Annotated in this window: 18 protein-coding genes; 5 read left to right on the forward strand and 13 right to left on the reverse strand. The window is 66.4% G+C overall.

The annotated features are described in order from the left end of the window. Nucleotides 1–17 precede the first annotated feature (17 nt). The 3 genes from ACQR03_RS11125 to ACQR03_RS11135 are packed head-to-tail and all read right to left on the reverse strand — an operon-like array spanning nucleotide 18 to nucleotide 5286. The gene (locus tag ACQR03_RS11125) at nucleotides 18–3095 is read right to left on the reverse strand and encodes an efflux RND transporter permease subunit (RefSeq protein WP_434841285.1); all 3078 of its coding nucleotides are present in this window, start codon (nucleotides 3093–3095) and stop codon (nucleotides 18–20) included. Beyond that, nucleotides 3092–4168, reverse strand: a complete 1077-nt coding sequence (locus ACQR03_RS11130; RefSeq protein ID WP_315769637.1) for an efflux RND transporter periplasmic adaptor subunit — start codon at nucleotides 4166–4168, stop codon at nucleotides 3092–3094. The genes ACQR03_RS11125 and ACQR03_RS11130 overlap by 4 nt, the downstream gene beginning before the upstream one ends. After that, nucleotides 4165–5286, reverse strand: coding sequence for an efflux RND transporter periplasmic adaptor subunit (locus tag ACQR03_RS11135; protein ID WP_434841284.1), 1122 nt, complete (start codon nucleotides 5284–5286; stop codon nucleotides 4165–4167). The genes ACQR03_RS11130 and ACQR03_RS11135 overlap by 4 nt, the downstream gene beginning before the upstream one ends. A 315-nt stretch (nucleotides 5287–5601) precedes the next feature. Here ACQR03_RS11135 and ACQR03_RS11140 point away from each other — a divergent pair, with 315 nt between their 5' ends. After that, nucleotides 5602–6240, forward strand: a complete 639-nt coding sequence (locus ACQR03_RS11140) for a TetR/AcrR family transcriptional regulator (protein WP_316174820.1) — start codon at nucleotides 5602–5604, stop codon at nucleotides 6238–6240. 33 nt (nucleotides 6241–6273) lie between these two features. On the opposite strand, the gene ACQR03_RS11145 is transcribed toward ACQR03_RS11140, so the two are convergent. The 3 genes from ACQR03_RS11145 to ACQR03_RS11155 form a co-directional block, all read right to left on the reverse strand. After that, nucleotides 6274–6588, reverse strand: coding sequence for a hypothetical protein (locus tag ACQR03_RS11145; protein WP_434841283.1), 315 nt, complete (start codon nucleotides 6586–6588; stop codon nucleotides 6274–6276). Then, complete coding sequence (locus ACQR03_RS11150) at nucleotides 6551–6850, reverse strand: hypothetical protein (RefSeq protein WP_315717796.1); 300 nt, start codon at nucleotides 6848–6850, stop codon at nucleotides 6551–6553. The genes ACQR03_RS11145 and ACQR03_RS11150 overlap by 38 nt, the downstream gene beginning before the upstream one ends. Nucleotides 6851–7282: 432 nt before the next feature. Then, nucleotides 7283–8467: a urate hydroxylase PuuD gene (locus tag ACQR03_RS11155; RefSeq protein WP_315717795.1), complete on the reverse strand. Its 1185-nt coding sequence runs from the start codon at nucleotides 8465–8467 to the stop codon at nucleotides 7283–7285. A gap of 199 nt (nucleotides 8468–8666) precedes the next feature. Here ACQR03_RS11155 and ACQR03_RS11160 point away from each other — a divergent pair, with 199 nt between their 5' ends. Beyond that, entirely contained in the window at nucleotides 8667–8969 is a 303-nt protein-coding gene (locus tag ACQR03_RS11160; protein ID WP_434841282.1) for a hypothetical protein, read from the forward strand. A gap of 23 nt (nucleotides 8970–8992) precedes the next feature. Here the strand turns inward: ACQR03_RS11160 and ACQR03_RS11165 are convergent, their stop codons facing one another. Both ACQR03_RS11165 and ACQR03_RS11170 read right to left on the reverse strand, forming a co-directional pair. Then, nucleotides 8993–11707: a molybdopterin-dependent oxidoreductase gene (locus ACQR03_RS11165; RefSeq protein WP_434841281.1), complete on the reverse strand. Its 2715-nt coding sequence runs from the start codon at nucleotides 11705–11707 to the stop codon at nucleotides 8993–8995. Then, nucleotides 11704–12528, reverse strand: a complete 825-nt coding sequence (locus ACQR03_RS11170; RefSeq protein WP_316171706.1) for an FAD binding domain-containing protein — start codon at nucleotides 12526–12528, stop codon at nucleotides 11704–11706. The genes ACQR03_RS11165 and ACQR03_RS11170 overlap by 4 nt, the downstream gene beginning before the upstream one ends. Nucleotides 12529–12668: 140 nt before the next feature. Here ACQR03_RS11170 and ACQR03_RS11175 point away from each other — a divergent pair, with 140 nt between their 5' ends. Continuing rightward, nucleotides 12669–14015, forward strand: a complete 1347-nt coding sequence (locus ACQR03_RS11175; protein WP_315717791.1) for an 8-oxoguanine deaminase — start codon at nucleotides 12669–12671, stop codon at nucleotides 14013–14015. Nucleotides 14016–14090: 75 nt separating this feature from the next. Here ACQR03_RS11175 and ACQR03_RS11180 read toward each other — a convergent pair whose 3' ends face one another. The 4 genes from ACQR03_RS11180 to ACQR03_RS11195 all read right to left on the reverse strand — a co-directional run bounded on the left by ACQR03_RS11180 (nucleotide 14091) and on the right by ACQR03_RS11195 (nucleotide 18796). Beyond that, nucleotides 14091–15170 (reverse strand): BMP family ABC transporter substrate-binding protein, encoded by a 1080-nt coding sequence (locus ACQR03_RS11180; protein WP_316171707.1) that lies wholly within the window; start codon nucleotides 15168–15170, stop codon nucleotides 14091–14093. Between the two features lie 81 nt (nucleotides 15171–15251). Continuing rightward, nucleotides 15252–16169, reverse strand: a complete 918-nt coding sequence (locus tag ACQR03_RS11185) for an ABC transporter permease (protein WP_315717789.1) — start codon at nucleotides 16167–16169, stop codon at nucleotides 15252–15254. Beyond that, entirely contained in the window at nucleotides 16156–17247 is a 1092-nt protein-coding gene (locus ACQR03_RS11190) for an ABC transporter permease (RefSeq protein WP_316193135.1), read from the reverse strand. The genes ACQR03_RS11185 and ACQR03_RS11190 overlap by 14 nt, the downstream gene beginning before the upstream one ends. After that, the gene (locus tag ACQR03_RS11195; RefSeq protein WP_316193134.1) at nucleotides 17231–18796 is read right to left on the reverse strand and encodes an ABC transporter ATP-binding protein; all 1566 of its coding nucleotides are present in this window, start codon (nucleotides 18794–18796) and stop codon (nucleotides 17231–17233) included. Before ACQR03_RS11195 ends, ACQR03_RS11190 begins: the two co-directional genes overlap by 17 nt. A gap of 577 nt (nucleotides 18797–19373) precedes the next feature. Between ACQR03_RS11195 and ACQR03_RS11200 the strand changes: the two genes are divergently transcribed. Continuing rightward, the gene (locus ACQR03_RS11200) at nucleotides 19374–20495 is read left to right on the forward strand and encodes a hypothetical protein (protein WP_316187224.1); all 1122 of its coding nucleotides are present in this window, start codon (nucleotides 19374–19376) and stop codon (nucleotides 20493–20495) included. Nucleotides 20496–20547: 52 nt separating this feature from the next. Here ACQR03_RS11200 and ACQR03_RS11205 read toward each other — a convergent pair whose 3' ends face one another. Continuing rightward, nucleotides 20548–21069, reverse strand: a complete 522-nt coding sequence (locus ACQR03_RS11205; RefSeq protein ID WP_434841280.1) for a nucleoside deaminase — start codon at nucleotides 21067–21069, stop codon at nucleotides 20548–20550. Between the two features lie 129 nt (nucleotides 21070–21198). On the opposite strand from ACQR03_RS11205, the gene ACQR03_RS11210 reads away from it, so the two are divergent. Then, entirely contained in the window at nucleotides 21199–22161 is a 963-nt protein-coding gene (locus ACQR03_RS11210) for a cation diffusion facilitator family transporter (protein WP_434841279.1), read from the forward strand. Nucleotides 22162–22233 lie beyond the last annotated feature (72 nt).

A 22233-nucleotide genomic window follows, 5' to 3' on the forward strand; every position in this document is an offset into this window, starting at 1 on the left:
ACGCAATTATCCGCGATTCACGCCCCGTGCGGCGTGGCCTCGGACGCCGCCGTCGTGTTCGGCGCCTTGATGCGGAACCAGGCGACGTAGAGCGCCGGCAGGAACAGCAAGGTCAGCACCGTGCCGACGATGATGCCGCCCATCATCGCATAGGCCATCGGACCCCAGAACACTTCGCGCGCGATCGGGATCAGCGCCAGCGAGGCCGCGGCCGCCGTCAGCATGATCGGCCGCATGCGGTGCTCGGTCGCCTCCATCACGGCCTCCCACGGCGGCCGTCCTTCTTCGCGCAGATGCTCGATCTGCACGATCAGGATCACCGAGTTTCTGATCAGGATGCCGATCAGCGCGAGCACGCCGAGGATGGCGACGAAGCCCAGCGGCGCGCCGCTCGGCAGCAGTGCTGCGACGACGCCGATCAAGGCCAGCGGGGCCACCGCGAACACCAGGAACAGCCGCTGGAAGCTCTGCAGTTGCAGCATCAGGATGGTGGCCATGGTGAACAGCATGATCGGGACGACCGCGATGATCGGCGCTTGGCTCTTGGCGCTCTCCTCGACGCTGCCGCCGGTGACGACCTTGTAGCCGGCCGGAAGCTTGGCGTCGAAGGCCGTGATCGCCGGCTTGAGCTGATCGACCACCGTGTTCGGCTGCACCTGATCGATCACGCTGGCCTTCAAGGTCAGCGTCGGCTGGCGCGAGCGGCGCCAGATCTCCGGCTGCTCGATCTGGTAGCGCAGGGTCGCGAGCGCCGCGAGCGGGATCGACTGGCCGTTGGATCCGGAGAGCTGCAGGTCGCGCAAGGTCTCCAGCGACTGCCGTTCCTTGGCCTGGGCGCGGCCGCGTACGTCGATCAGATAGATGTCGTCGCGCACCTGGGTGATCGAGGTGCCGTCGAGCACGCTGTTCAGCGCATTCGCGATGTCCTCCGAGGTGACGCCGAGCTGGCGCGCCTTGTCCTGCAGCACGTCGACCTTCACGACGCGCGCCGGCTCCATCCAGTCGAAGATGACCGCCCCGAGATGGCTGTTGCCGCGCAGGACGCCGGCCAATTCCTGCGCGATCTCGCGCACCTTGGCGACATCGGGCCCGCTGACGCGATACTGCACCGGGCGGCCGACCGGCGGGCCGATGTCGAGCAGATGCACATAGGCGTCGGTGCCGGGGAACGTCTTGGTCAGATAGGCCTGCAGTTTGGCGCGGGCGCGGTCGCGCGCCTCGAGGCTCCTGGTGACGATGATGATCTGGCCGAACGACACGTCGGCCGGCTGCACGTCGAACGACAGCACGAAGCGCTGGGCGCCGGAGCCGACATAGGTCGACCAATGGTCGATGTCGGGATTGCCCTTCAGCGCCTCCTGCTCGAACTGCGCCATCTGCGCGTTGGTCTCGGCGATCGAGGAGTTCTGCGGCAGGTTGAAGTCGATCACCAACTCGGTACGGTCGGAGGAGGGGAAGAACTGCTGCTGCACGAAGCGCATGCCGAACACCGACAGCCCGAAGATCAGGACCGTGGCGACGATCGTGGTCCAGCGGTTCCGCATGCAGGCATTGAGCATGGCGCGGAAGATCCGCGTCAGCCGGCCGCCCTCGGCATGGTGACTCGGCAAGGTCGCGGGCAGGATGGTGACGCCGAGCAGCGGCGCGAACAGCACGGCGACGATCCAGGACACGACCAGCGACACCGCGATCACGACGAACAGCGTGAAGGTGAACTCGCCGGCGGCGCTGTTGTTGAGGCCAATCGGAATGAAGCCCGCGACCGTCACCAGCGTTCCCGTCAGCATGGGGAAGGCGGTCGAGGTGTAGACGTAGGTTGCAGCCTTGCGCAAGGAGTCGCCGACCTCGAGCCGCGCCACCATCATCTCGACCGCGATCATGGCGTCGTCGACCAAAAGGCCGAGCGCGATGATCAGCGCGCCCAGCGAGATGCGCTGCAGCGAAATGCCGGTATAGGCCATGAACAGGAAGGTGATGGCGAGCACCAGCGGGATCGAGATCGCGACCACGAGGCCGGCGCGCACGCCAAGGCTGACGAAGCTGATCGCGAGCACGATGATCACGGCCTCATACAGCGCCTTGGTGAAGCCGCCGACGGCTTCCTCGACGATCTTGGGCTGGTCCGAGACGAGATGCACGCCGACGCCGACCGGCAGGTCGGCGACGACCTTCGCCATCTCCTCCTTCAGCGCCTCGCCGAAATCGAGCAGATTGGCGCCGGCCTTCATGCCGATGGCAAGTCCGATCGCCGGCTGGCCGTTGAAGCGGAACAGCGACGTCGGCGGGTCCTCATAGCCGCGGGTGATGGTGGCGACGTCGGTGAGCGGGAAGAAGCGGTCGTTGATGCGCAGGTTGATGGCCTTGAGGCTCTCCTCGGAGGTGAACTGGCCGGAGACGCGTACGGCGACGCGCTCGGGGCCGGCCTGCAGCACGCCGGACGGCGACACCGCGTTCTGCGCCTGCAACGCGTTGAGGATGGTGCGCTGGTCGATGCCGAGCGCGGCCACCTTGCGCGGCGAGAATTCGAGATAGATCACCTCGTTCTGCGCGCCGACGATGTCGACGCGGCCGACATTGGGCACGGTCAGCACCTTGGCGCGGACCTCCTCGACGCGGTCGCGCAGCTGGCGCTGGCTGAGGCCGTCGCTGGTGAAGGCGTAGATGTTGCCGAACACGTCACCGAAGCGGTCATTGAATCCCGGCCCGACGACGCCGGACGGGAAGTCGCCCCTGATGTCGTTGATCAGGTTGCGCACCTGCAGCCAGGTCGGGACGACGTCTCGTGCCTTGGTGGTGTCGCGCAGATTGACGAACACGGTGGTCTGGCCGGGCACCGTCAGGCTCTTGGTGTAGTCGAGCGCCGGCAGTTCCTCCAGCTTCTTCTCGATGCGGTCGGTGACTTGCCGCGTCATCTCCTCGGCGGAGGCGCCGGGCCATTTGGCCTGGATCAGCATCGTCTTGATCGTGAAGGACGGATCCTCCTCGCGGCCGAGATGCACGTAGGAGAAGAGGCCCGCAGCCATGAAGGCGATCATGAAATACCAGACGAGCGAGCGGTGCTCGAGCGCCCAGTCGGAGAGGTTGAAGGACTTCACGGCTGAGATTCCTGATCGATGCGGACGGACTGGCCATCCTTGAGACTGTGCACGCCGGCGGTGACGACGCGCTGCCCGGCTTCGAGGCCGCCGGTGACGCGGACGCTGCCGTCCTCGTTGCGGGCGATCGTGATTTCCTGTCGCTTCACCGTCTTGCTGGTAGCGTCGACCAGCCAGACGAAGCTCTTGTCGTTCTGCTCGAGCACAGCCGAGCGCGGCAGCCGGATGACGGTCTTCTGCTCGATATCGAGCGAGGCGGTCACCGTGGTGCCGAGCCGCATGATCTCGGGCGGATTGTCGAGCGTGATGCGGATGCGGCGCGTGCGCGTGGTGGCGTCGGCGCGCGGCGCGATCTCGCGCACCTTGCCGGCGGCGCTGACGCTGGGATCGACCTGTAGCCGCACGGTGAACGGCGTGCCGGCCTGCAAGGCCCCGGCAATGTCGTCGCCGACATCGATCACGGCCTCGCGGATGTCGGGCCGCGCCACCGTGACGACGCTCTGTCCCGGCGAGACGACCTGGCCGACCTCCGCGCCGACGGCGGTGACGATGCCGGCGAAATCCGCCTTGAGCTGGGCGTAGCCGAGCTGCTCACGCGCCTTGGCGAGATTGGACTGCGCCTTGACGACGGAGGCCTGGGCGGCCGCGCGCGACTGCTCGGCGCTCTCCAAGGTCGCCTTGGTGGTGGCGTCGGTTTCCAGCAGGGTGCGCTGCCGGCCCTCGGTGCCGGTCGCATTGGTCAGTTGTGCCTGGCTGCGCGAGACCTCGGCGGCCGAGGCACGCACGGCGAGCTCGAGCGCGGCGGGATCGATCGCCGCGACGACCTGGTCCTGCTTGACCATGTCGCCGACATAGACGGGCCGGGCGATCAGCCGTCCGAGCACGCGGAAACTGAGATCGGCCTTGTAGCGCGGCTCGATCGTGCCGGTGACGGCCGAGCCGTTGGCCGCCTGCGGCTCGATCTTCATCGACAGCACCGGCCGGACCGGCTCGGGAGCGGCGGCCTTTTCGTTGCAGCCGGCGAGCAGAGCGAGCGCGCCGAGCGGAAGAACACAACGCATGGGCGTCATCACGACCGCTTCTCCTCGTTGAATACGATCTGTTGGCCGACGCTGAGCAGCTTGCCGCCATCGGTTACGACGCGGTCACCCGGTTGCAGCCCGGCCGACACCACGATCGCGCCGGTCTCGTAGTCCTCGATCGTGATCGGCTTCAGCGACACGGTCTTGTCGGCGGCATCGACCAGCCACACCGCCGGCGTCTTGCCGGCCGCGGTGAGCGCGCTCCAGGGCAGCACAATGCGTTGCTCCGGCTTGATGAAGCCGGTGACGCTGACAGCGCTGCCGAGGATCATCTCGGGCGGCGGATTTTCGATTGCCATCTTGACACGGACGGTCCCGGATTTGGGATCGATGGTCGGCGAGACTTCGCGCACTTGACCCTTGGCCGTCACCGAGGGATCCGAGAGCAGCGCAATCGCGGCCTTGGTGCCGTCGAACTTCAACGACAGCGCCGCCTCGTAGACGTCGACCACGGCATCGCGATCGCCGTCACGCGCGAGCGTGAACACGGACTGCGCCGCCTGCGCCACCTGGCCGACCTCGATATTGCGCGCGGTGATCGTGCCGTCGGCGTCGGCGCGCAACTCGGTGAAGGTCAGCGCGTCCTTGGCGGTGTCGCGCTGGGCCTTGGCGGATTCCAGCGAGCCTTCCGCCGTCCGCAGAGTCTCCTGGGCCTGGTCGAAGGTCGCGCGCGTCGTGAAGCCGCTGGAGAGCAGCGTCTGCTGCCGATTGAAGTTGGAGGTCGCGACCTTCACCTGCGACTCCGCGGCGGTCACGGCGGCCTCGGCGGAATCCAGGTCGGCCTGCTGCTCGGCCGGATCGATCCTGGCGAGCAACTGTCCGGCCTTGACGTGCGCGCCGACCTCGACGAGCCGCTCCGTGACGCGGCCGCTGACCCTGAACGACAGGTCGGCGAGCACGCGCGCCTGGACGTCGCCGGTCAGCGTGATCGATTGCCGGCGCTCCGACAGCTTGACCACCTCGGTTCGCACCAGCCGGGACGGCGGTGCGGTTGCGGCCGTTTTCTGCTCGCAGCCGGCCAGCAGCAGGCCGACGGCAGCACAGCCGGCCGCGGTCAGCAGGCGTGAGCCCGGCGCCCGAAGGAAGGGGAATCCTGTGATTGGAGACATGGTCGTATCTTCGGCCCGGTTGGGTGGTGGCGATCATTCCCGTCCTGCCGCGCAAGCACGCAAGGACCGGAAAGCGCCTGTTGGTCGTCAGCAGCGCGCAGAACCCGCGCAGCCGCCCGCCGTTGCAGGCAAGGTTCACGCGAAAGTTGAACACCATCCTCTTGACAGTGCGTGAATTAGACAATCAAATCTAGAATAATTCGTCTAGTAACATTCTCGTGGCGGTTTCGAATTCCCCCTGTGCGGGTTGCCGGGCGCTCCCGTTGGGACATCGGCCATCGCTGCCGCCGCGGTGAGCCAAGGCATGACGCGAACGTGCGACGCAAAGCTGCGACTGACCTGAATGACCCCGCGCGCACGACATCACGTGCGCCGCGCCAGGCGCGGGGCCGTGAGCGGCGCGAGCAGCTGCTCGACGCCGCAGCCGCCATCATCGCCGAGTCCGGGATTGGTGCCGTCAGCATGCATGCCGCGGCCCAGCGCGCCGGCGCCTCGATTGGCTCGGTCTATCATTTCTTCCGTGACAAGGATCAGATGCTGGATGCGCTCGCCGAACGTCACGATGCCGAGCTGCAGCCGGCATTCGATCGCGTGCTGCAGCGGAGCGATGCGGAATGGGCAGCGTTGGCGCCCGCCGAGGTCATCGAGCAACTGATCGGCTGGGCGATCCGCTACTTCGTCCGCAATCCCGATGCGCTGGCGACGCTCGATCTGCACGACCAGACCGTGCATGCCGAGTTCAGGGCCGTCATCGACCGCGTCATGCGCGCCAGGCTTGGCGACGAACTGGGCAAACAGGCGGCCACTACGCTCGATGCCGTCGTGCTCGGCACCCTGCTGTTCACGCGCGAGCAGGATCCGCGCAGTCGCGACATCGTGGTCGCCGCGTTGCCGGAGATGATGGCTACCTATCTGAACGCTCTCGAGGCGAAGCGGAAGCGGACGAAGGCATGAGGTACAGGCGGCGTATCGATGCGATCAGGGCAGCTATTTGAACGGCCACGCGCTGCTCTTCCGATGCATCGCCACTGTGCGCGGCGTCGCCGTGTCCGCGATCGGCTGGGCCGGAAGGACGATCTGGTCGTCGACGTTCCAACGATCGAGCTCGTAGCGCCATTTGCCATTCTCCGATGTGCGATAATCGCAGTCCTTCAGCGCGCGATCGCGAGACGGTGGATCGATGACCGTAGACGTCGTTCGGCGCTGGCGACGATGCTGACGATCAGGCGGAACGACGAGGCCGGCGCGGACGTACGCATCCCGCTCATCGCACGGGGCCCGCCGGCGACGGCGTGTCGACATGATCCATCGTCGTCATCGACACCGGCTGCGGCTCGTCGATGAGAGCGGAGCGATCGCGACGACGTGCCAGACGCCGCTCGCTGCTCCGGTCGCGCCTGATGGCGATCCCTTCGACCAGCCGGGCCACGACGCCGACCACGGCAAAGCTCAAGAGCAGCGAGATGCACAGCAGCCCCAGATAGAGCTTCAGCACCGAGCTTGCGAAGCAGGCAAGCGCGATGAGCGCGACAATGGCCAGCCGGCCTTTGACGGAGATCGACATGATGGGGCGTTTCGCTGGTAGCTGATTGTGGGCGCCACTCTAACGCCATGTTTTCTGCCGCCAAGCCGCGTCCCAATGGGTGGTAAATTTTGCCGCAAGGTCATGACGACAATCGGATGTGCTCCAGCTCAATCGTCGTCGCACGCGTCGCAGTTCAACTCCGCGTTGCGAAGATCCGGTTGTCCTTGTGCCGGCTTCTCGCATTCGTCGTGGGGAACCGAAGCGAGCATCCATCGTCGCCGGGGTCCGGTCTTCCCTGCGCCCTCTCGTTACGATGAGGGCCGAGATATCGCACGATCCGGGCGCATCGCGTCGCGGCAACGCGAAGCCGCGTCATCTCTCCGAGTAACGGATCAAATGCGTTTCTGCGCATCAGTACCCGACGAGACCGGCTGTTTGAGATGGCCAGCAAGACGATCGGCAGACGTGCTGCTACTGCGCGCTGGCCCACGCCGCAAGCACGGCGCGCTCCTCGCCGGTGATCTCGGTGATGTTGCCGGGCGGCATCGCGTTGGACCAGGCGGCGTTGCGCGCGATCAGCCGCGCATTGCGCTGGATGTGCTCGGCGGTGTCGAGCCGCACGCCCCGGGGCGCGCTGACGATGCCGTCCCACACCGGCTCGGCGGCATGGCACATGCTGCAGCGGGAGGTCACGATCTCCTCGACCTGCGCGAAACTCGGCTGTGCCGTTGCGGCGACCTTGGCGTCGCGTGGGCCGGCCGCGGACAGCAGCAGGATGCCGATCATGCCGGCGGCGGCCACGCCCCACACCCACCATGGCGACGGGTTGCCCTTGTGACGCTCGTTGAAGAAATGCCGGATGACCGGCCCGAGCGCGAGCACGATGGCGACGATCACCCAATTGTAGCGGGTGCCGAACAAGAGCGGATAGTGATTGCTGATCATCAGCACCACCACCGGCAGGGTCAGATAGTTGTTGTGGACCGAGCGCTCCTTGCCGGCCTTGCCAAGCTTGGGATCCGGCGCCTCGCCGGCGAGCAGCGCGGCGACGATCTTCTTCTGGTTGGGGATGATCACCGCGAACACGTTGGCGACCATGATGGTGCCGATGATGGCGCCGATCTGGTTGAAGGCGCCGCGGCCGCTCAGCACGTGGGTGAAGGCGTAGGTGAGCGCGACGAGGAAGATGTAGCCGCCGATCGCGAATGGCAGTTCGTGCCGGGCAAGGCCGCTGCGGCAGGCGGCCTCGTAGAGCAGCCACGCCAGCGCCAGCGAGCCGAAGCTGAACAGGCCGGCCTGAAGGGGCGTGAGATCGAGGATCGACTTGTCCACCAGGAACAGGTCGGCGTTGAGATAGTACACCACGATCATCAGCACGAAGCCGGACAGCCAGGTGGTGTAGGCCTCCCATTTGAACCAGGTCAGCTCGCTCGGCATCTGCGCCGGCGCCACCAGATATTTGACGATGTGGTAGAAGCCGCCGCCATGCACCTGCCAGGCCTCGCCCATCACGCCGGTCGGCAGGCCCTCGCGCGGTCTCAGGCCGAGGTCGAGCGCGATGAAGTAGAACGAGCTGCCGATCCAGGCGACGGCGGCGATCACGTGCAGCCAGCGGAAGATCAGGCTCAGCCATTCCGATATGATCGAAGCCCACATCGTGCGCTCATCTCCTTCGACAGGGCAAGTCCAGAGCCGAGTGCCGGCGTCTCATCTGTGGCATCGATCGCATCTGATTTCCAGCGCGTCGCTGTGGCAGTCAGTGCACAACAGATTAGCTGTCATGCGCGCGTGATGCGGTGGACTCCGGCGGCGCGATTGCGTTCAATGTTCCGGTCTGACAAGCGGGACGGGCGGAATGACGAGACTGGTTCTGATCATGCTGGTGCTGGGACAGTTCGCTAGTGTGCCTCTGGCGGCGGCGCAGACCGCACCCAAGCAGAGCACGGCCAAGCGCGCCGATGCCTGCGCGCCGATCGGACGAACCGAGGACGGCAAGCTGGTCTATGCGATGAAATGCGAGAGCATCCCCAAGCCGGTCGCTCCCGCCGCCCCGCCACAGGCGGCCGCCCAGCCGTCGGAGCCGGCTGCGGAACCGGAGCCCGAGACCCAGCGGAGCGGCGTGTTCGGTTGGTCGTACGATCGCCGACCCAAGCGATAGCGCAGCCGTTTCCCCAGACCGGCTCATTCGCCGAATTTCTCCTGCAACTGCGGAAGCAGCCGGTCCGGCTTGAACGGCACGGCCGCGAAGCGGATGCCGGTCGCAGCGCGCAGCGCGTTGCCGAGCGCGGCGGCGACCGGATTATAGGGGCTCTCGCTCATCGACTTCGCCCCCAATGGGCCGATCGTGTCGTGGGTGTCGGCAAACAGCACCTCGGTGCGCGGCACGTCGGCATAGGACGGCACATGGTAGTCGCGGAAGCGCGGATTGATCAGGCGGCCCGTGTCGTCGATCACGATCTCCTCGTACAGCGCGGCGCCGAGCGCTTGGGCCACGCCGCCCTCGACCTGGCCGCGGCACTGCATCGGATTGGCGACCCGGCCGGCATCCGCGGCCTGCACGCTCTTGAGGATCCTGATCTCGCCGGTCCCCTTGTTCACAGCGACGCGAAAGCCCTGGACGTTGAACGCGACCGAGCGCGGCGTGCCCTGCGAACTGCCGCTCGCGGTGAGCGGCGATCCGCTGGCGTTCGCGAGCTCGGCGAAAGCGAGACGGTGCGCGCCGCAGGTGATTGCATCATCGGCGATCACGCAGGCGCCGGGAGCGACGTTCCACCTGTCGGCAGCGAACCGCTTGATCGTCTCGGCCAGCGCCTCGGCCGCAGCCTGGGTCGCGCGTCCCGCGACGAAGGTGCCTGTCGAGCCATAGGCGCCGGTGTCGTGGCCGCCATGCGCCGTGTCGGACTGCTTCAGCGTGATGCGATCGACGGTGGTGCCGAGCACGGTCGCGGCGATCTGGCGATGGACGGTGCTGGTGCCGTTGCCGAATTCGGCGGTGCCGACGGTGAGCACGAAGCCGCCGTCGTCGCGCAGGCTGACGGTGGCATCGGCGATATGTCCATCGGGCGGCACGGTGTCGATCATCGTCAGCGCGATGCCATCGCCCTTCAGCCACTCGGCCGCCAGCTCCGGCGTCGGCGTGGCCTCGGCCATCGCGCGCTCGACCAGATCAAGGCACTGGTCGAGCCCGTAGGAGCCGTACAGCACGTCGCTGGGCTCCGATGCCGGCGGCGCCAGCATGGCATCGCCCGGCCTGACGATGTTGCGGCGTCGCATCTCGAAAGCGTCGATGCCGAGCTGCCGCGCGAGCTCGTCGATCGCGGCTTCGACCGCGAAGGTGGTTTGCGGCAGGCCGTAGCCCCGATAGGCGCCGGCCGGCACCGTGTTGGTGTAGACGGCGAGGCCGTCGACCTTCTTGTTGGGACAATTGTAGACCGAGATCGACTCGGCGCAGGCATGGAACAGCACGGGCCCGGCATGATTGCCGTAGGCGCCGGTGTTGGAAAGAACATCGAGCTGCAGCGCGGTCAGCTTGCCATCCTTGTCGGCGCCGGCCTTGACCGTGACGCGCATCGGATGCCGCGTCGAGGTCGCGATGAACTGCTCCTCTCTGGTGAATTCGAGCTTCACGGGGCGCTTTGTCTTCAGCGCGGCGAGCGCGAGGATGTCCTCGACGAACATCTCCTGCTTGCCGCCGAAGCCGCCGCCGACGCGCTCGCAGAACACGCGGACATTATCGGGCGCGAGGTCGAAGATCTCGCACAGCGCCCGTTTCGTCAGGAACGGCACCTGCGTGCTGGAACGGACGGTGAGCACGCCCTTCTCGTCGAGCCAAGCGAGACCGCCGTGCGTTTCCAGCGCCGCATGCTGCACGCGCTGGGTGGTGAAGGTGCCTTCATAGGTCGCGGCGGCGGACGCGAGCGCGGCGGCGACGTCGCCGAACTCGCCATGGGTCTCGGCGACGATGTTGCGGGCGACGTCCGCGATGCGATGCGCGCTGCCACGGCCGGCGTGAATGACCGGCGCGCCGGGCTCGATCGCGTCAGCGGGATCGACCACGGCAGGCAGGATCTCGTAGTCGACGACGAGACACCGACAGGCCTTTTCGGCCGCTGCCTCGGTCTCGGCGACGACGGCCGCGACCTTCTGGCCGATGAAGCGCACGAGATCGTCGAGCACGCGGGTGTCGGCCGGATCCATCCACGCCTGCTCATGGCGCGCGGTGGAGAACAGCGCCGCCGGCGCATCCTCGTGCGTCAGCACCGCATGCACGCCGGGCACGGCCAGCGCAGCCCTCTTGTCGATGCCGACGATGCGCGCATGCGCGTGCGGCGAGCGCGCGAGCTTGACGTGCAGCAGGCCTTCGACCGTCGTGTCGAAGGTATAGCGCGCCCGGCCGCGTACGACGTCGGGGCCGGCGGGGGCGGGCAGGCTGCGTCCGAAGGCTTCGCCGGCTGTGACCTGCTCGACATGAACGTGGCCGAGCAGCGCGTCCTCGATGGCGCGATAGCCGGTGCAGCGGCATAGATTGCCCTTCAGCGCCGCGCCGAGATCCTTCTTCTGCGCCTGGTTCAACGAGGCGCAGGTGACGATCATGCCGGCGGTGCAGAAGCCGCATTGGAACGCCTGCGCATCGAGGAAGGCCTGCTGCATCGGATGCAGGCCGTCATCGGTCGCGAGGCCTTCGACAGTCGTGACCGCCTTGCCATCGGCACGAAAGGCAGGGATCAGGCAGCTATGCACCGGTTCGCCGTCGAGCAGCACAGTGCAGGCACCGCAATCGCCGGCGTCGCAGCCCTTCTTGACGCCGAAATGGCCGGTGTCGCGCAGAAAGGTCCGCAGGCATTGCCCGGGGCGCGGGGCAGCATCGACCTCCTTGCCATCCACGATCACGCTCATGGCCTGAAGCCCGCGAACTCGGCGCGGATCTCCTCGGCGAGGCGCAGAGTCATCGCCTTGCGCCAGGCGGGCTTGCCATGAACATCATCATGATACGACGCGTCTGGGATGCTGCCGAGAATGCCGGCGCGCAATTCGGTTGGGTCGGGCATCGTGGCGAAGCGCAGCTGCTGCGGCTTGATCGTCGATCCGGTTACCGTGAGCAGCAGGTCGCCGCTGCGGCCCGAGGTGCCGATCAGCAGCGCGCCGGAGCGTCCGACCGGTGTGAGGGCGATCTGGCGGAAGGCAGTGCGGCGCTTGAGCGCGGCCAGCGGAACGTCGATCTGGCGCAGCAGATCTCCAGGCGCGAGCACGTTGCTGTTGTTTCCGGTGACGAAGTCGGTGACCTGGATGCGCTGCTCGCTGCCGTCGTTCTTCCAGATCGTGCAGACGCCCTCGAGCGCGGCGAGCAGCGAGATCATCGGCCCGGCCGGCAGCGACATGCAGAGATTGCCGCCCACGGTCGCCGTCTTCCAGATCTTGAACGAAGCGAGGAACGCGCGGCAGCATCGATCGATCAGCGGCGCCGCGATCCACTCGGCCGGGCAGGGCAGCGCGTCCAGATCGGCGACGCTGCAGGTCGCGGCGATGCACAGGCCCTGATCGCTGATGCTGAGAGACGGCCAGGCGAGATCGCTGAGATCGATCAGCCGCGACAGGCGCGGCTGCGGTTCCGAGAAAAGCCACGTGCCGCCGGCCAGCCAGGCATCGCCTGCCTGCCAGCTGGGCAGTTCGGCCCGCGTCCTCGGGCGCACGACCGCCGTGATGGTGTTCAGATCCATGGTGAAGCCAGCTCGTGGGCGCAGCCTATCGCGGGTGGAATCCTTGCAAGACCAGCGCCAACTGGCAATAGGATGACGCTGGCCTTCCGCTTGCAAGTTACCGGCACATGCAAACGCCCAATCACCGAGACGAGGCAGCCATGAGCACGACGCCGATCTGGATCAAGGACCCGCTCGCCATTCTCGCCGAGGGTGCTGCGCGCGGTGTCGTCGTCAAGGACGGCCGCATCGCCGAGCTGGTGCCTGCCGGGGCCGAGCCGGCCACCGCTGATGCGGCGATCTATGATGCCAGCGGGCATGTCGTGATCCCCGGGCTGATCAACACCCATCATCACTTCTACCAGACGCTGACGCGCGCGCTGCCGGCTGCGATGGACCGCGAGCTGTTCCCCTGGCTGAAGGCGCTCTATCCGATCTGGGCGAAGCTGACGCCGGAGGCACTGGATGCGGCGGTCACGGTTGCGATGGCCGAGCTGATGCTGTCCGGCTGCACGACGACGACCGATCATCACTACGTGTTTCCGGCCGGCCTCGAGGACGCGGTCGGCATCGAGGTGGCGGCTGCGAAGCGGCTGGGCATTCGAGTGCTATTGACCCGCGGCTCGATGAACCTGTCCGAGCGCGACGGCGGACTGCCGCCGGACAGTGTGGTGCAGGACGAGGATACGATCCTCGCCGACAGCGAGCGCGTGGTCGCGACCTATCACGAGCGCGGGCCGGATGCGATGGTGCAGATCGCGCTGGCGCCATGCTCGCCGTTTTCGGTCACGGGATCGCTGATGCAGAAGACGGCCGATCTCGCCGACAAGCTCGACGTGCGGCTGCATACCCATCTCGCGGAGACCGAGGACGAGAACCGCTTCTGCGAGGCGATGTTCGGCTGCCGTCCGCTCGACTATCTGGAGAAGCATGGCTGGCTCGGACCGCGAACCTGGCTGGCGCACGGCATCTTCTTCAATGCCGAGGAGATGAAACGGCTCGGCAAGGCCAAGACCGCGATCACTCACTGCGCCTGCTCGAACCAGTTGCTCGCATCCGGCTGCTGCCCGGTGTGCGAGATGGAGGAGGCGGGCGTCGGGATCGGCCTCGGCGTCGACGGCTCGGCGTCGAACGACGGCTCAAACCTGATGCAGGAGGTGCGTGCCGCGTTCCTGCTGCAGCGGGCGCGCTACGGCGTTGGCCGGATCAGCCACAAGGATGCGCTGCGCTGGGCGACGAAGGGCTCGGCCGCCTGCGTCGGCCGGCCGGAGCTCGGCGAGATCGCGGTCGGCAAGGCCGCCGACCTCGCGCTGTTCAAGCTCGACGAGCTGCGCTTCTCGGGTTCAGGGGATCCGATCGCGGCGCTGGTGCTGTGCGGTGCGCATCGCGCCGATCGCGTGATGGTCGGCGGAAGATGGACCGTGATCGACGGTGCCATTCCGGGGCTGGACGTCGGCGGGCTGATCGATCGGCACAGCGCGGCCGCCAAGGCCATGCGGGGAGGGTGAAGCGCGCAGCGTTGGAAAATATCCGCTTGAGAACTCCCCCCGACGTGTGGGGGGAGTTCTTGCCGGGTGCTGCGTCTACTTGCCCGGCACCTTGTCGTCGACGCCCTTGACGTAGAAGTTCATGCCGAGGATCTGGCCGTCGGCGAGATGGTCGCCGCCCTTGCACTCGATCTCCTTGCCGTCCTGGCCGAGCACCGGGCACTTGAACGGGTGCAGCTTGCCGGCGGTGATCGCGGCCTGGGTCTCCTCGGCCAGCTTCTTCACGTCATCGGGCATGTTGGTATAGGGCGCCATCTCGAACATCTTGGAATCGAGGCCGCCCCAGGTGTCCTCCGACTTCCAGGTGCCGTCGAGCTCGGCCTTGACGCGCGCGATGTAGTAGGGGCCCCAGGTGTCGAGGATCGAGGTGAGCTGCGCCTTGGGGCCGAACTTGATCATTTCGGAGTCCTGGCCGAAGGCGAGCTTGCCGCGCTCGGCTGCGATCTGCATGGCAGCCGGGCTGTCGGTGTGCTGCATGATGATGTCGGCGCCCTGGTCGATCAGTGCCTTGGCGGCGTCGGCTTCCTTGCCCGGGTCGAACCAGGTGTTGGCCCAGATGATCTTGACCTTGATGTTCGGATTGACCGTCTGCGCGCCGATGATGGTGGCGTTGATGCCCGAAATGACCTCCGGGATCGGGAACGAGCCGATATAGCCGAGCACGCCGGCCTTCGACATCTTGCCGGCGATGATGCCCTGGATGTAGCGGCCCTGATACCAGCGCGCCGAATAGGTCGACATGTTCTTGTCGCGCTTGTAGCCCGTGGCGTGCTCGAAATGCACGTTGGGATACTTCTTGGCGACCTTCAGGGTCGGATCCATGTAGCCGAACGAGGTCGTGAAGATCAGCTTGTTGCCGGCGCGGACCAACTGCTCGATGGCGCGCTCGGCGTCCGGGCCTTCCGGTACGTTCTCCAGATAGGTCGTCTCGATCTTGTCACCGAGCTCCTTCACCAACGCCTGGCGCGCGAGCTCATGCTGATAGGTCCAGCCGAGGTCACCGATCGGCCCGAGATAGATGAAGCCGACCTTCAGCTTGTCGGCGGCGTGCGCCACGCCGGCGACGCTTCCCGCCAGCACCAGCGCGGCGGCAGCCCCCAGAAGCCTTTTCATCATCGTCCATGCCTCCAAACAATCCGGGGAAAACCTCGTGAGCCAGAGCGCAGCGCCCCATCGCTGGCGCTCCGGATGATTGGTTCAGCGATCCGGCACGAACACCGTCCCCAGCGCTGCCGGCGCGGTGGAGCCGCCGGTGCGGGCGCGCGACAGCAGCACCAGGACGATCACGGTGGCGAGGTACGGCAGCGCCGACATGAACTGCGAGGGGATGCCGACGCCGGCGCCCTGCGCATGCAGCTGCAGGATCGTCACCGCACCGAACAGGTAGGCGCCGATGACAAGGCGGCCCGGTCGCCAGGATGCGAACACGACCAGCGCCAGCGCGATCCAGCCGCGCCCCGCGGTCATGCCGGGGATGAAGAACGGCGTATAAGCCAGCGGCAGATAGGCGCCGGCGAGCCCGGCGCAGCCGCCGCCGAATAGCACCGCGAGCAAACGGATGCGCAGCACGGGATAGCCGAGCGCGTGGGCGGAGACATGGTTGTCGCCGCAGGCGCGCAGCACCAGGCCGGCACGGGTGCGGTACAGGAACCACCAGACGGCGATGATCAAGACGAGCGACAGATAGACGAACGCATCCTCGCCGAACGCGATACGGCCGACCAGCGGGATGTCGCTGAGGCCGGGAATGGAAAGGTGCGGCGCGGTGCTGATGCGTTCGCCGACAAAGCGCGCGCCGATCAGGCCGGACAGACCGGTGCCGAGAATGGTCAGCGCGAGGCCCGTCGCCACCTGGTTCACGGCGAGGCCGAGGGTCATGAACGCGAAGATCAGCGACATCAGCATGCCGGCGACGATGCCGCACAGCGCGCCGACGATGATCGAGCCGGACAGCCAGGCCCCGCCGAAGCCGCAGGCCGCGCCGACGATCATCATGCCCTCGACGCCGAGGTTGAGGACGCCCGAGCGCTCGGTGACCAGCTCGCCGGTGGCCGCCAGCAGCAGCGGCGTCGATGCTGCGAGCACCGACAGGATGATTGCTTCAACCAGCACCACTTTGCACCTGCCGCGCGGCGAAGACGAGCTTGAAACGGTAGAGGATGAGCGAATCGCAGGCGAGCACGTAGAACAGCAGGATGCCCTGGAACACCTTGGTCACATCGAGCGGAATCTTCATCGTGATCTGGGCCTGCTCGCCGCCAATGAACGTCAATGAGAGAAAAAGCCCTGCAATCAATATTCCAACCGGATTGAGCCGTCCGAGGAAGGCCACGATGATCGCGGTGAAGCCATAGCCCGGCGAGATGCCAGGCTGCAGATGTCCGATGGGTCCCGCCACCTCGATGATCCCTGCGAGACCGGCCAATGCGCCCGACACGGCGAACGTCAGAAGGATGAGCTGGTTCGCATTGAAGCCGCCGAAGCGCGCCGCACGCGGCGCCACGCCCACGACTCGGATCTCGAACCCCTTGATGGTGCGCTCGAGCAGCACGAAGGCGCCGGCAACGACAATCAGCGCGATGATGCTGCCGAGATGCAGGCGTCCGCCCTCGATCAGCACCGGCACGGTGGCGACCGGATCGAACTCCGCCGTGGTGGGGAAGTTGAAGCCGGCGGGATCGCGCCAGGGGCCGCGAACGAGATAGTCGAGCAGGAGATCGGCGACATAGACCAGCATCAGGCTAATGAGGATCTCGCTGGCGCCGAACTTGACGCGGCACAGCGCGGGGATCAGCGCATAGAGCGCGCCGGCTGCGGCGCCCGCGACCAGCATCGCCGGCAGCACCCAGTGTCCCGCTTCGGTGCCTTGCGTCTTCACCGCGATCCAGCTGCCGGCAACGGCCCCGATCAGGAACTGGCCCTCGGCACCGATGTTCCAGGCGTTGGCGAGGTAGCACAGCGACAAGCCGATCGCGATCATGACCAGCGGCGTGGCCTTCACGGCGATCTCCTGTAGCGAATAGCCGTCGGTGAGCGGCGCGATGAAGTAGACGCCGAGCGCGGTGATCGGGTTCTTGCCGAGCACGGCGAACAGCACGCTCATGGTCACCAGCGTCAGTCCGATCGCGATCAGCGGCGAAACCAGCGCGATGGTGCGCGAACGCTCGGCGCGCTTCTCAAGCACGAGCTGCATGCGCCGCCTCCTTCTCGAGGCTGGCGCCGCCCATCAACAGGCCTAGCCTTTCCCGGGTCGCCTCCGCGCGTGGCAGCGCCTCCGACAAGTGTCCGTGAAACATCACCGCGATGCGGTCGGCGATCTCGAGCAGTTCGTCAAGGTCCTGGCTGGTGACGAGGACGGCAGCGCCCGCGCTGGCGAGATCGATCAGCGCCTGGCGGATGATCGCGGCGGCGCCTGCGTCGACGCCCCAGGTCGGCTGGTTGACGACCAGCACCGCCGGCGTGCGCAGGATCTCGCGGCCGACGACGAACTTCTGCAGATTCCCGCCGGACAGGCTCGCCGCTTCCGGATCGCGCTTGGCCTTGCGGACATCGAACGTCTCGGTCGTCAGATCGACCGTCCGCAATGTCGCTGCGGCGTTGATGAAGCCGTGCCGGACCATGTCGCCCGCGGCGTGTCCGGTCAGCAGCGCATTCTCGGACAACCTCATCCGCGGCGCGGTGCCATGCCCCAGCCGCTCCTCCGGCACGAACGCCGCGCCCATCTTGCGGCGCTCGGTGATCGAGAGATTGCCGCAGGCGAGGCCGTCGATGATGATCGCGCCGGGCTCTTTGACGAGGCGTTCGCCGGACAACGCAGCAAACAGCTCGTCCTGGCCGTTGCCGGCGACACCGGCGATGCCGAGGATCTCGCCGCCCTTCAGCTCGAGGGAAATGTTCTTGAGGCCCACGCCATGCGGCTCGCTGGGGGCGAGGGTGAGATCATTGACGACCAGACGCGGCACGGTGGCGTGCCGCTCGGCCGGCGGCTTCACGTCCTTGATCTCGGTCCCCACCATCATGCGGGCCAGCGAGGCAGCCGTCTCCAGCTTCGGATTGCAGGTCGCGACCTTCCTGCCGCCGCGCAGGATGGTGGCGGTGTCGCACAGCCGCTTCACCTCCTCGAGCTTGTGGCTGATGTAGAGGATGGCGCGGCCTTCCGCTTTCAGTCGCTCCAGCACGACGAACAACTGGTCGGCCTCCTGCGGCGTCAGCACGGCGGTGGGCTCGTCCAGGACGAGGAATTTCGGATTCTGCATCAGCGCGCGCACGATCTCGATGCGCTGCCGCTCGCCCACCGACAATTGCCAGACTTCGCGCTTCGGATCGAGCGGCAGTCCGTAGTCACGCGCGACGTCCGCGAGCCGCGCCGACATGGCCTTGAATGGCTCCTTGCCATCGAGCCCGAGCGCCACGTTCTCAGCCACGGTGAGGTTGTCGAACAGGGAGAAATGCTGAAACACCATGCCGATGCCGAGGGATCGCGCTTCCGCGGGACCGGACAGCCTGATGGGCACACCCTGCCAGCGCAGCTCACCGGCGCTCGGCTGCACCAGTCCGTAGACCGTCTTCACCAGCGTCGACTTCCCGGCGCCGTTCTCGCCGAGCAAGGCGTGAATCTCGCGTGGCCGGATCTCGATGTCGATCTTGTCGTTGGCAACGAAGTCGCCATAGCGCTTGGTCAATCCGATCGTCTGCAGGAGCGGAGGCGTAGGGGTCGGATCGGCCGGCGCGAGGTCAGGCATTTGCTGCGTCATGGGGCAGGGGAATGAAGCTGCCTCAATTGTGATCTAATTTGCCGCGGCGCGTAAGAGGCGAAAAGCGCCATCCTCTGCCCAACTCTTGTCCAAGCGTCCATCGCGCCGCGATCGGCGAATGCCGTGCGCCAGTGGTTGCAGGCATCACGTCCCGCAATCGGTCGAGCGGAGCGAACGATAAAGTTCTGTGGCAGTTTTGAGACACCGGCCGGAAATCGATCCGCCGCAGCACGTTGCCCGTTGGATGAGCAGCGTCATCCCATGCGCGTCCAGGGGCGCGCTTGCGCTCGCGCGTTGCCGCGAACGCGCGCGGAAGGGCAGGCGGGGCTCTTCGGAAAAACTTCAGCAATGTGAAGCCGCAAGATCGGAGTCTGGGAGCATCGTGGCCGCGGCCAATCGTCCCATGCCCAAGCTCGCGACCGATGTCGTCGCCGCTGCAATACGACGGAACCTTGATCAAACTGCGGGCAAGTCCTGGAGAAAGTTGAGGCTTCTCCCACCCGTGGAACGGCGCAACTGTGCATGCAAGTCGGGAATCGGCGCTTGTCAACTGGGGGTGTTCTGAATGTCGTTACGTCAAACAATCGCGGCGGTCGTCGCACTGGGCGCGGCAGCGCTGACGTCGGTCGGTGCAGCGGGGGCCGCTGACCTGCCCGCCAAGGCGATCGCGAAGAAGGCGCCGGCCGAGGTGCCGTTCTTCCTCGTCGTCGACAATCGCGTCAGCTACTCCTATATCTTCGATGCCAGCCAGCCTGGTGCATGGAGTGTCAACGGCAACGGCACATTCAACGCCAAGACCGCCAAGCAGGTCTACTCGTTCACCCATTTCGACGTCTGGGGTTACGGCACCAACTTCTTCACGATCTCGCTGTTCAAGTCGGACCACAACGACCCGGCTGGGCCGTGCACGCAGACCGGCGGGATCGTGTCGCCCAACGCAGGTTTCGCCTTCACGCCGGCGAGCTGTGCCGGTGCGACCGAAATCTACGGACTGTTCCGCTCGACCTTCGGCTGGAACCAGATCTTCAACACCAAGGCCTTCACGATGGGCCCGCTGCAGAACATTTCGTTCGAAGTGGGCATGGATGCCAATACCGAGAACCGCTATTTCGGCGCCGCCAAACGCGACGTGGTTGCCGGCCTGCAGTTCGCGTTCAACCTGCCCTACAAGGGCTATTTCAACGTCGCTCCCCTGATGTATTGGGAGTTCGCCAACCACAATTCGTTCTCGCAGTGCGGGGCCGGCTGGTCGAACCCCTGCATCAATGACGGCAATACCTCGTTCAAGCCGACCTGGGCCGTCGAGACCAACTACTACATGGATCTCGGCTTCCTGCCGGAGAGCATGCAGTTCTTCTCGATCTCGGGCCGCGCCGGCTGGTACGGCAAGAAGGGCACCGACACCGAGCCGCTCCCGGCGAGCGTCGCGAACGGCGTCTATCCGACCAAGATCGAGTTCAATTCCGAGCCGATCCGCCTGACCTTCGATGCGTCGAAGGCGATGTGGGGTGAGAAGCAGAGCCACCTGATCGACGTCTGGGTGGCCTATCGCTACTGGCAGAACAAGTTCGGCCTCGACCACAACAACGCGGTCGGCTGTTCCGTCGCCGGTGTCGGCGGCACCCGTGTCGCCACGGGCGCCTGCACCGAGTCGTCGCTGTATTCGGGCGTGACCGTGAAGTTCTGATATCGATCGAGCCACGCAAGCGGGCGCCGCGCCTCCGGTCGCGGCGCCTGCTTCATTTGTCCCAGGCTCCCTCATGCAGCGTCGCGGCTTCCTCCTCCAGCAGGGGGCCGACGATTTCGGTCGCACGCTGGCCGCTCGCGAACACGTCGCGGCACGGCAGATCGAGCGTCGGGTTCTCCGGATGGTTGCCGGTGAGGTCGCGCAGTCGCCGCTCGCTGAGGCCGTACACCACGCGCCCGATGCCGGCCCAGTAGATGGCGCCCGCGCACATCGCGCACGGCTCTGCCGATGAATACAGCGTGGCCGCCGCCCTGATCTCGGGCGCTATCGAAACGCAGGCCTGGGTCGCGACCAGCCGCTCGGCATGGGCCGTGGCGTCATGAGCTGGCATGTAGCCGTTCTCGGCCTCGATCAGAACGCGGCCGTCGGCAGCGATCAGCACCGCTCCGAATGGATGATTGCCGTTGGATGTCGCGCGGCGGGCGATGGCGAAGCTGTGGCGCAGGAAGTGTGTGTCCCGGTCTTGGGCGCCGGCTTGCCTCTGTCCGTCTCTCGCCTCATCTCTCGGCGCCATCGTCACTCTGCTCCGTTGCGGATCGGGCGATCCTGCTCCGGCGCGGCGACGTCCGCAAGCGCGCCAAGGGAACCGATGCTCCGCAGCTCGCGTTGCCCGGCGCACGAGCGCAGGGAACAGGCAGGCGACATGGCGGCAAACGCGGATTCCAAGGTTGCCGTCTATGCCGCGCTTGCCGGCAATCTGCTTGTGGCCTGCACCAAGACCGCCGCGGCGGTGTGGACCGGCAGCTCGGCCATGATGAGCGAGGCGATCCACTCCGCCGTCGACACCTCGAACGAACTGCTGCTGCTCTACGGCTTTCATCGCGCAAGCCGTCCGCCCGACCAGCGGCATCCGCTCGGCCATGGCCGTGAGCTCTATTTCTGGAGCTTCATCGTTGCGCTGCTGCTGTTCGCGCTGGGCGCCGGCGTCTCGCTGTACGAAGGCGTGGCGCACCTGATGCATCCGCTGCCGATCGAAGACCCGACGGTGAACTACGTCGTGCTCGGGCTCTCCTTCGTGTTCGAGGCAGGCTCCTGGTGGGTGGCGGTGCGGCGGTTTCGCGCGGCTGCGCCGGGTCTCTCCTATCTTGAGGCGTTCAGGCGCAGCAAGGACCCGCCGGCCTTCATGGTCGTGTTCGAGGACAGCGCGGCACTGATCGGCATCGTGATTGCTGCTGCCGCGATGGCTGCGGCCGTCGCCTTCGATGAGCCGGCATGGGACGGCATCGGATCGATCCTGATCGGTGTGCTGCTTGCGGCGACCTCGATGGTGCTCGCGCGGGAGAGCAAGAGTCTCCTGATCGGCGAGCCGGCGGACCCGGAGCTGGCGCGTTCGATCCTCGACATCGCGCGCAAGAGGAAGGGCGTCAAGTCAGCCAATGGCCTGCTCACGGTGCAGCTGTCACCGCAGCATGTCGTTGTCGCGCTGAGCATCGAGTTTGCGGACGATCAGCGTGCCGACGACATTGAGCGCGCCGTGGTTGCGATCGAGAGCGAGCTGAGGGCGCGGCATCCGATCGTCGCGGCGCTGTTCGTCAAGCCGCAGACCGGTGCGCGCTATCAGGAAATGCGCGAGAGCGTGCTCCAAGATGGTTCGACTCAGGCGTGAGATCGGCAGCTCAGCGATAGACGACGTCGCTTCGTGCAGACGAATGGCCGAGGCATGAGATGCCGGGTCAAA

This window comes from Bradyrhizobium sp. HKCCYLS3070 (assembly GCF_051167575.1).
Classification (GTDB): Bacteria; Pseudomonadota; Alphaproteobacteria; order Rhizobiales; family Xanthobacteraceae; genus Bradyrhizobium.

Excerpts from the sequence above, each read along its gene's own strand:
- ACQR03_RS11160 (WP_434841282.1), top strand. The coding sequence starts at position 8,667 with ATGACGAGACTGGTTCTGATCATGCTGGTGCTGGGACAGTTCGCTAGT.
- ACQR03_RS11155 (WP_315717795.1), bottom strand. The coding sequence starts at position 8,467 with ATGTGGGCTTCGATCATATCGGAATGGCTGAGCCTGATCTTCCGCTGG.
- ACQR03_RS11210 (WP_434841279.1), top strand. The coding sequence starts at position 21,199 with ATGGCGGCAAACGCGGATTCCAAGGTTGCCGTCTATGCCGCGCTTGCC.
- ACQR03_RS11180 (WP_316171707.1), bottom strand. The coding sequence starts at position 15,170 with ATGATGAAAAGGCTTCTGGGGGCTGCCGCCGCGCTGGTGCTGGCGGGA.
- ACQR03_RS11190 (WP_316193135.1), bottom strand. The coding sequence starts at position 17,247 with ATGCAGCTCGTGCTTGAGAAGCGCGCCGAGCGTTCGCGCACCATCGCG.
- ACQR03_RS11145 (WP_434841283.1), bottom strand. The coding sequence starts at position 6,588 with ATGTCGACACGCCGTCGCCGGCGGGCCCCGTGCGATGAGCGGGATGCG.
- ACQR03_RS11150 (WP_315717796.1), bottom strand. The coding sequence starts at position 6,850 with ATGTCGATCTCCGTCAAAGGCCGGCTGGCCATTGTCGCGCTCATCGCG.
- ACQR03_RS11175 (WP_315717791.1), top strand. The coding sequence starts at position 12,669 with ATGAGCACGACGCCGATCTGGATCAAGGACCCGCTCGCCATTCTCGCC.
- ACQR03_RS11135 (WP_434841284.1), bottom strand. The coding sequence starts at position 5,286 with ATGTCTCCAATCACAGGATTCCCCTTCCTTCGGGCGCCGGGCTCACGC.
- ACQR03_RS11170 (WP_316171706.1), bottom strand. The coding sequence starts at position 12,528 with ATGGATCTGAACACCATCACGGCGGTCGTGCGCCCGAGGACGCGGGCC.
- ACQR03_RS11205 (WP_434841280.1), bottom strand. The coding sequence starts at position 21,069 with ATGGCGCCGAGAGATGAGGCGAGAGACGGACAGAGGCAAGCCGGCGCC.
- ACQR03_RS11200 (WP_316187224.1), top strand. The coding sequence starts at position 19,374 with ATGTCGTTACGTCAAACAATCGCGGCGGTCGTCGCACTGGGCGCGGCA.
- ACQR03_RS11165 (WP_434841281.1), bottom strand. The coding sequence starts at position 11,707 with ATGAGCGTGATCGTGGATGGCAAGGAGGTCGATGCTGCCCCGCGCCCC.
- ACQR03_RS11195 (WP_316193134.1), bottom strand. The coding sequence starts at position 18,796 with ATGCCTGACCTCGCGCCGGCCGATCCGACCCCTACGCCTCCGCTCCTG.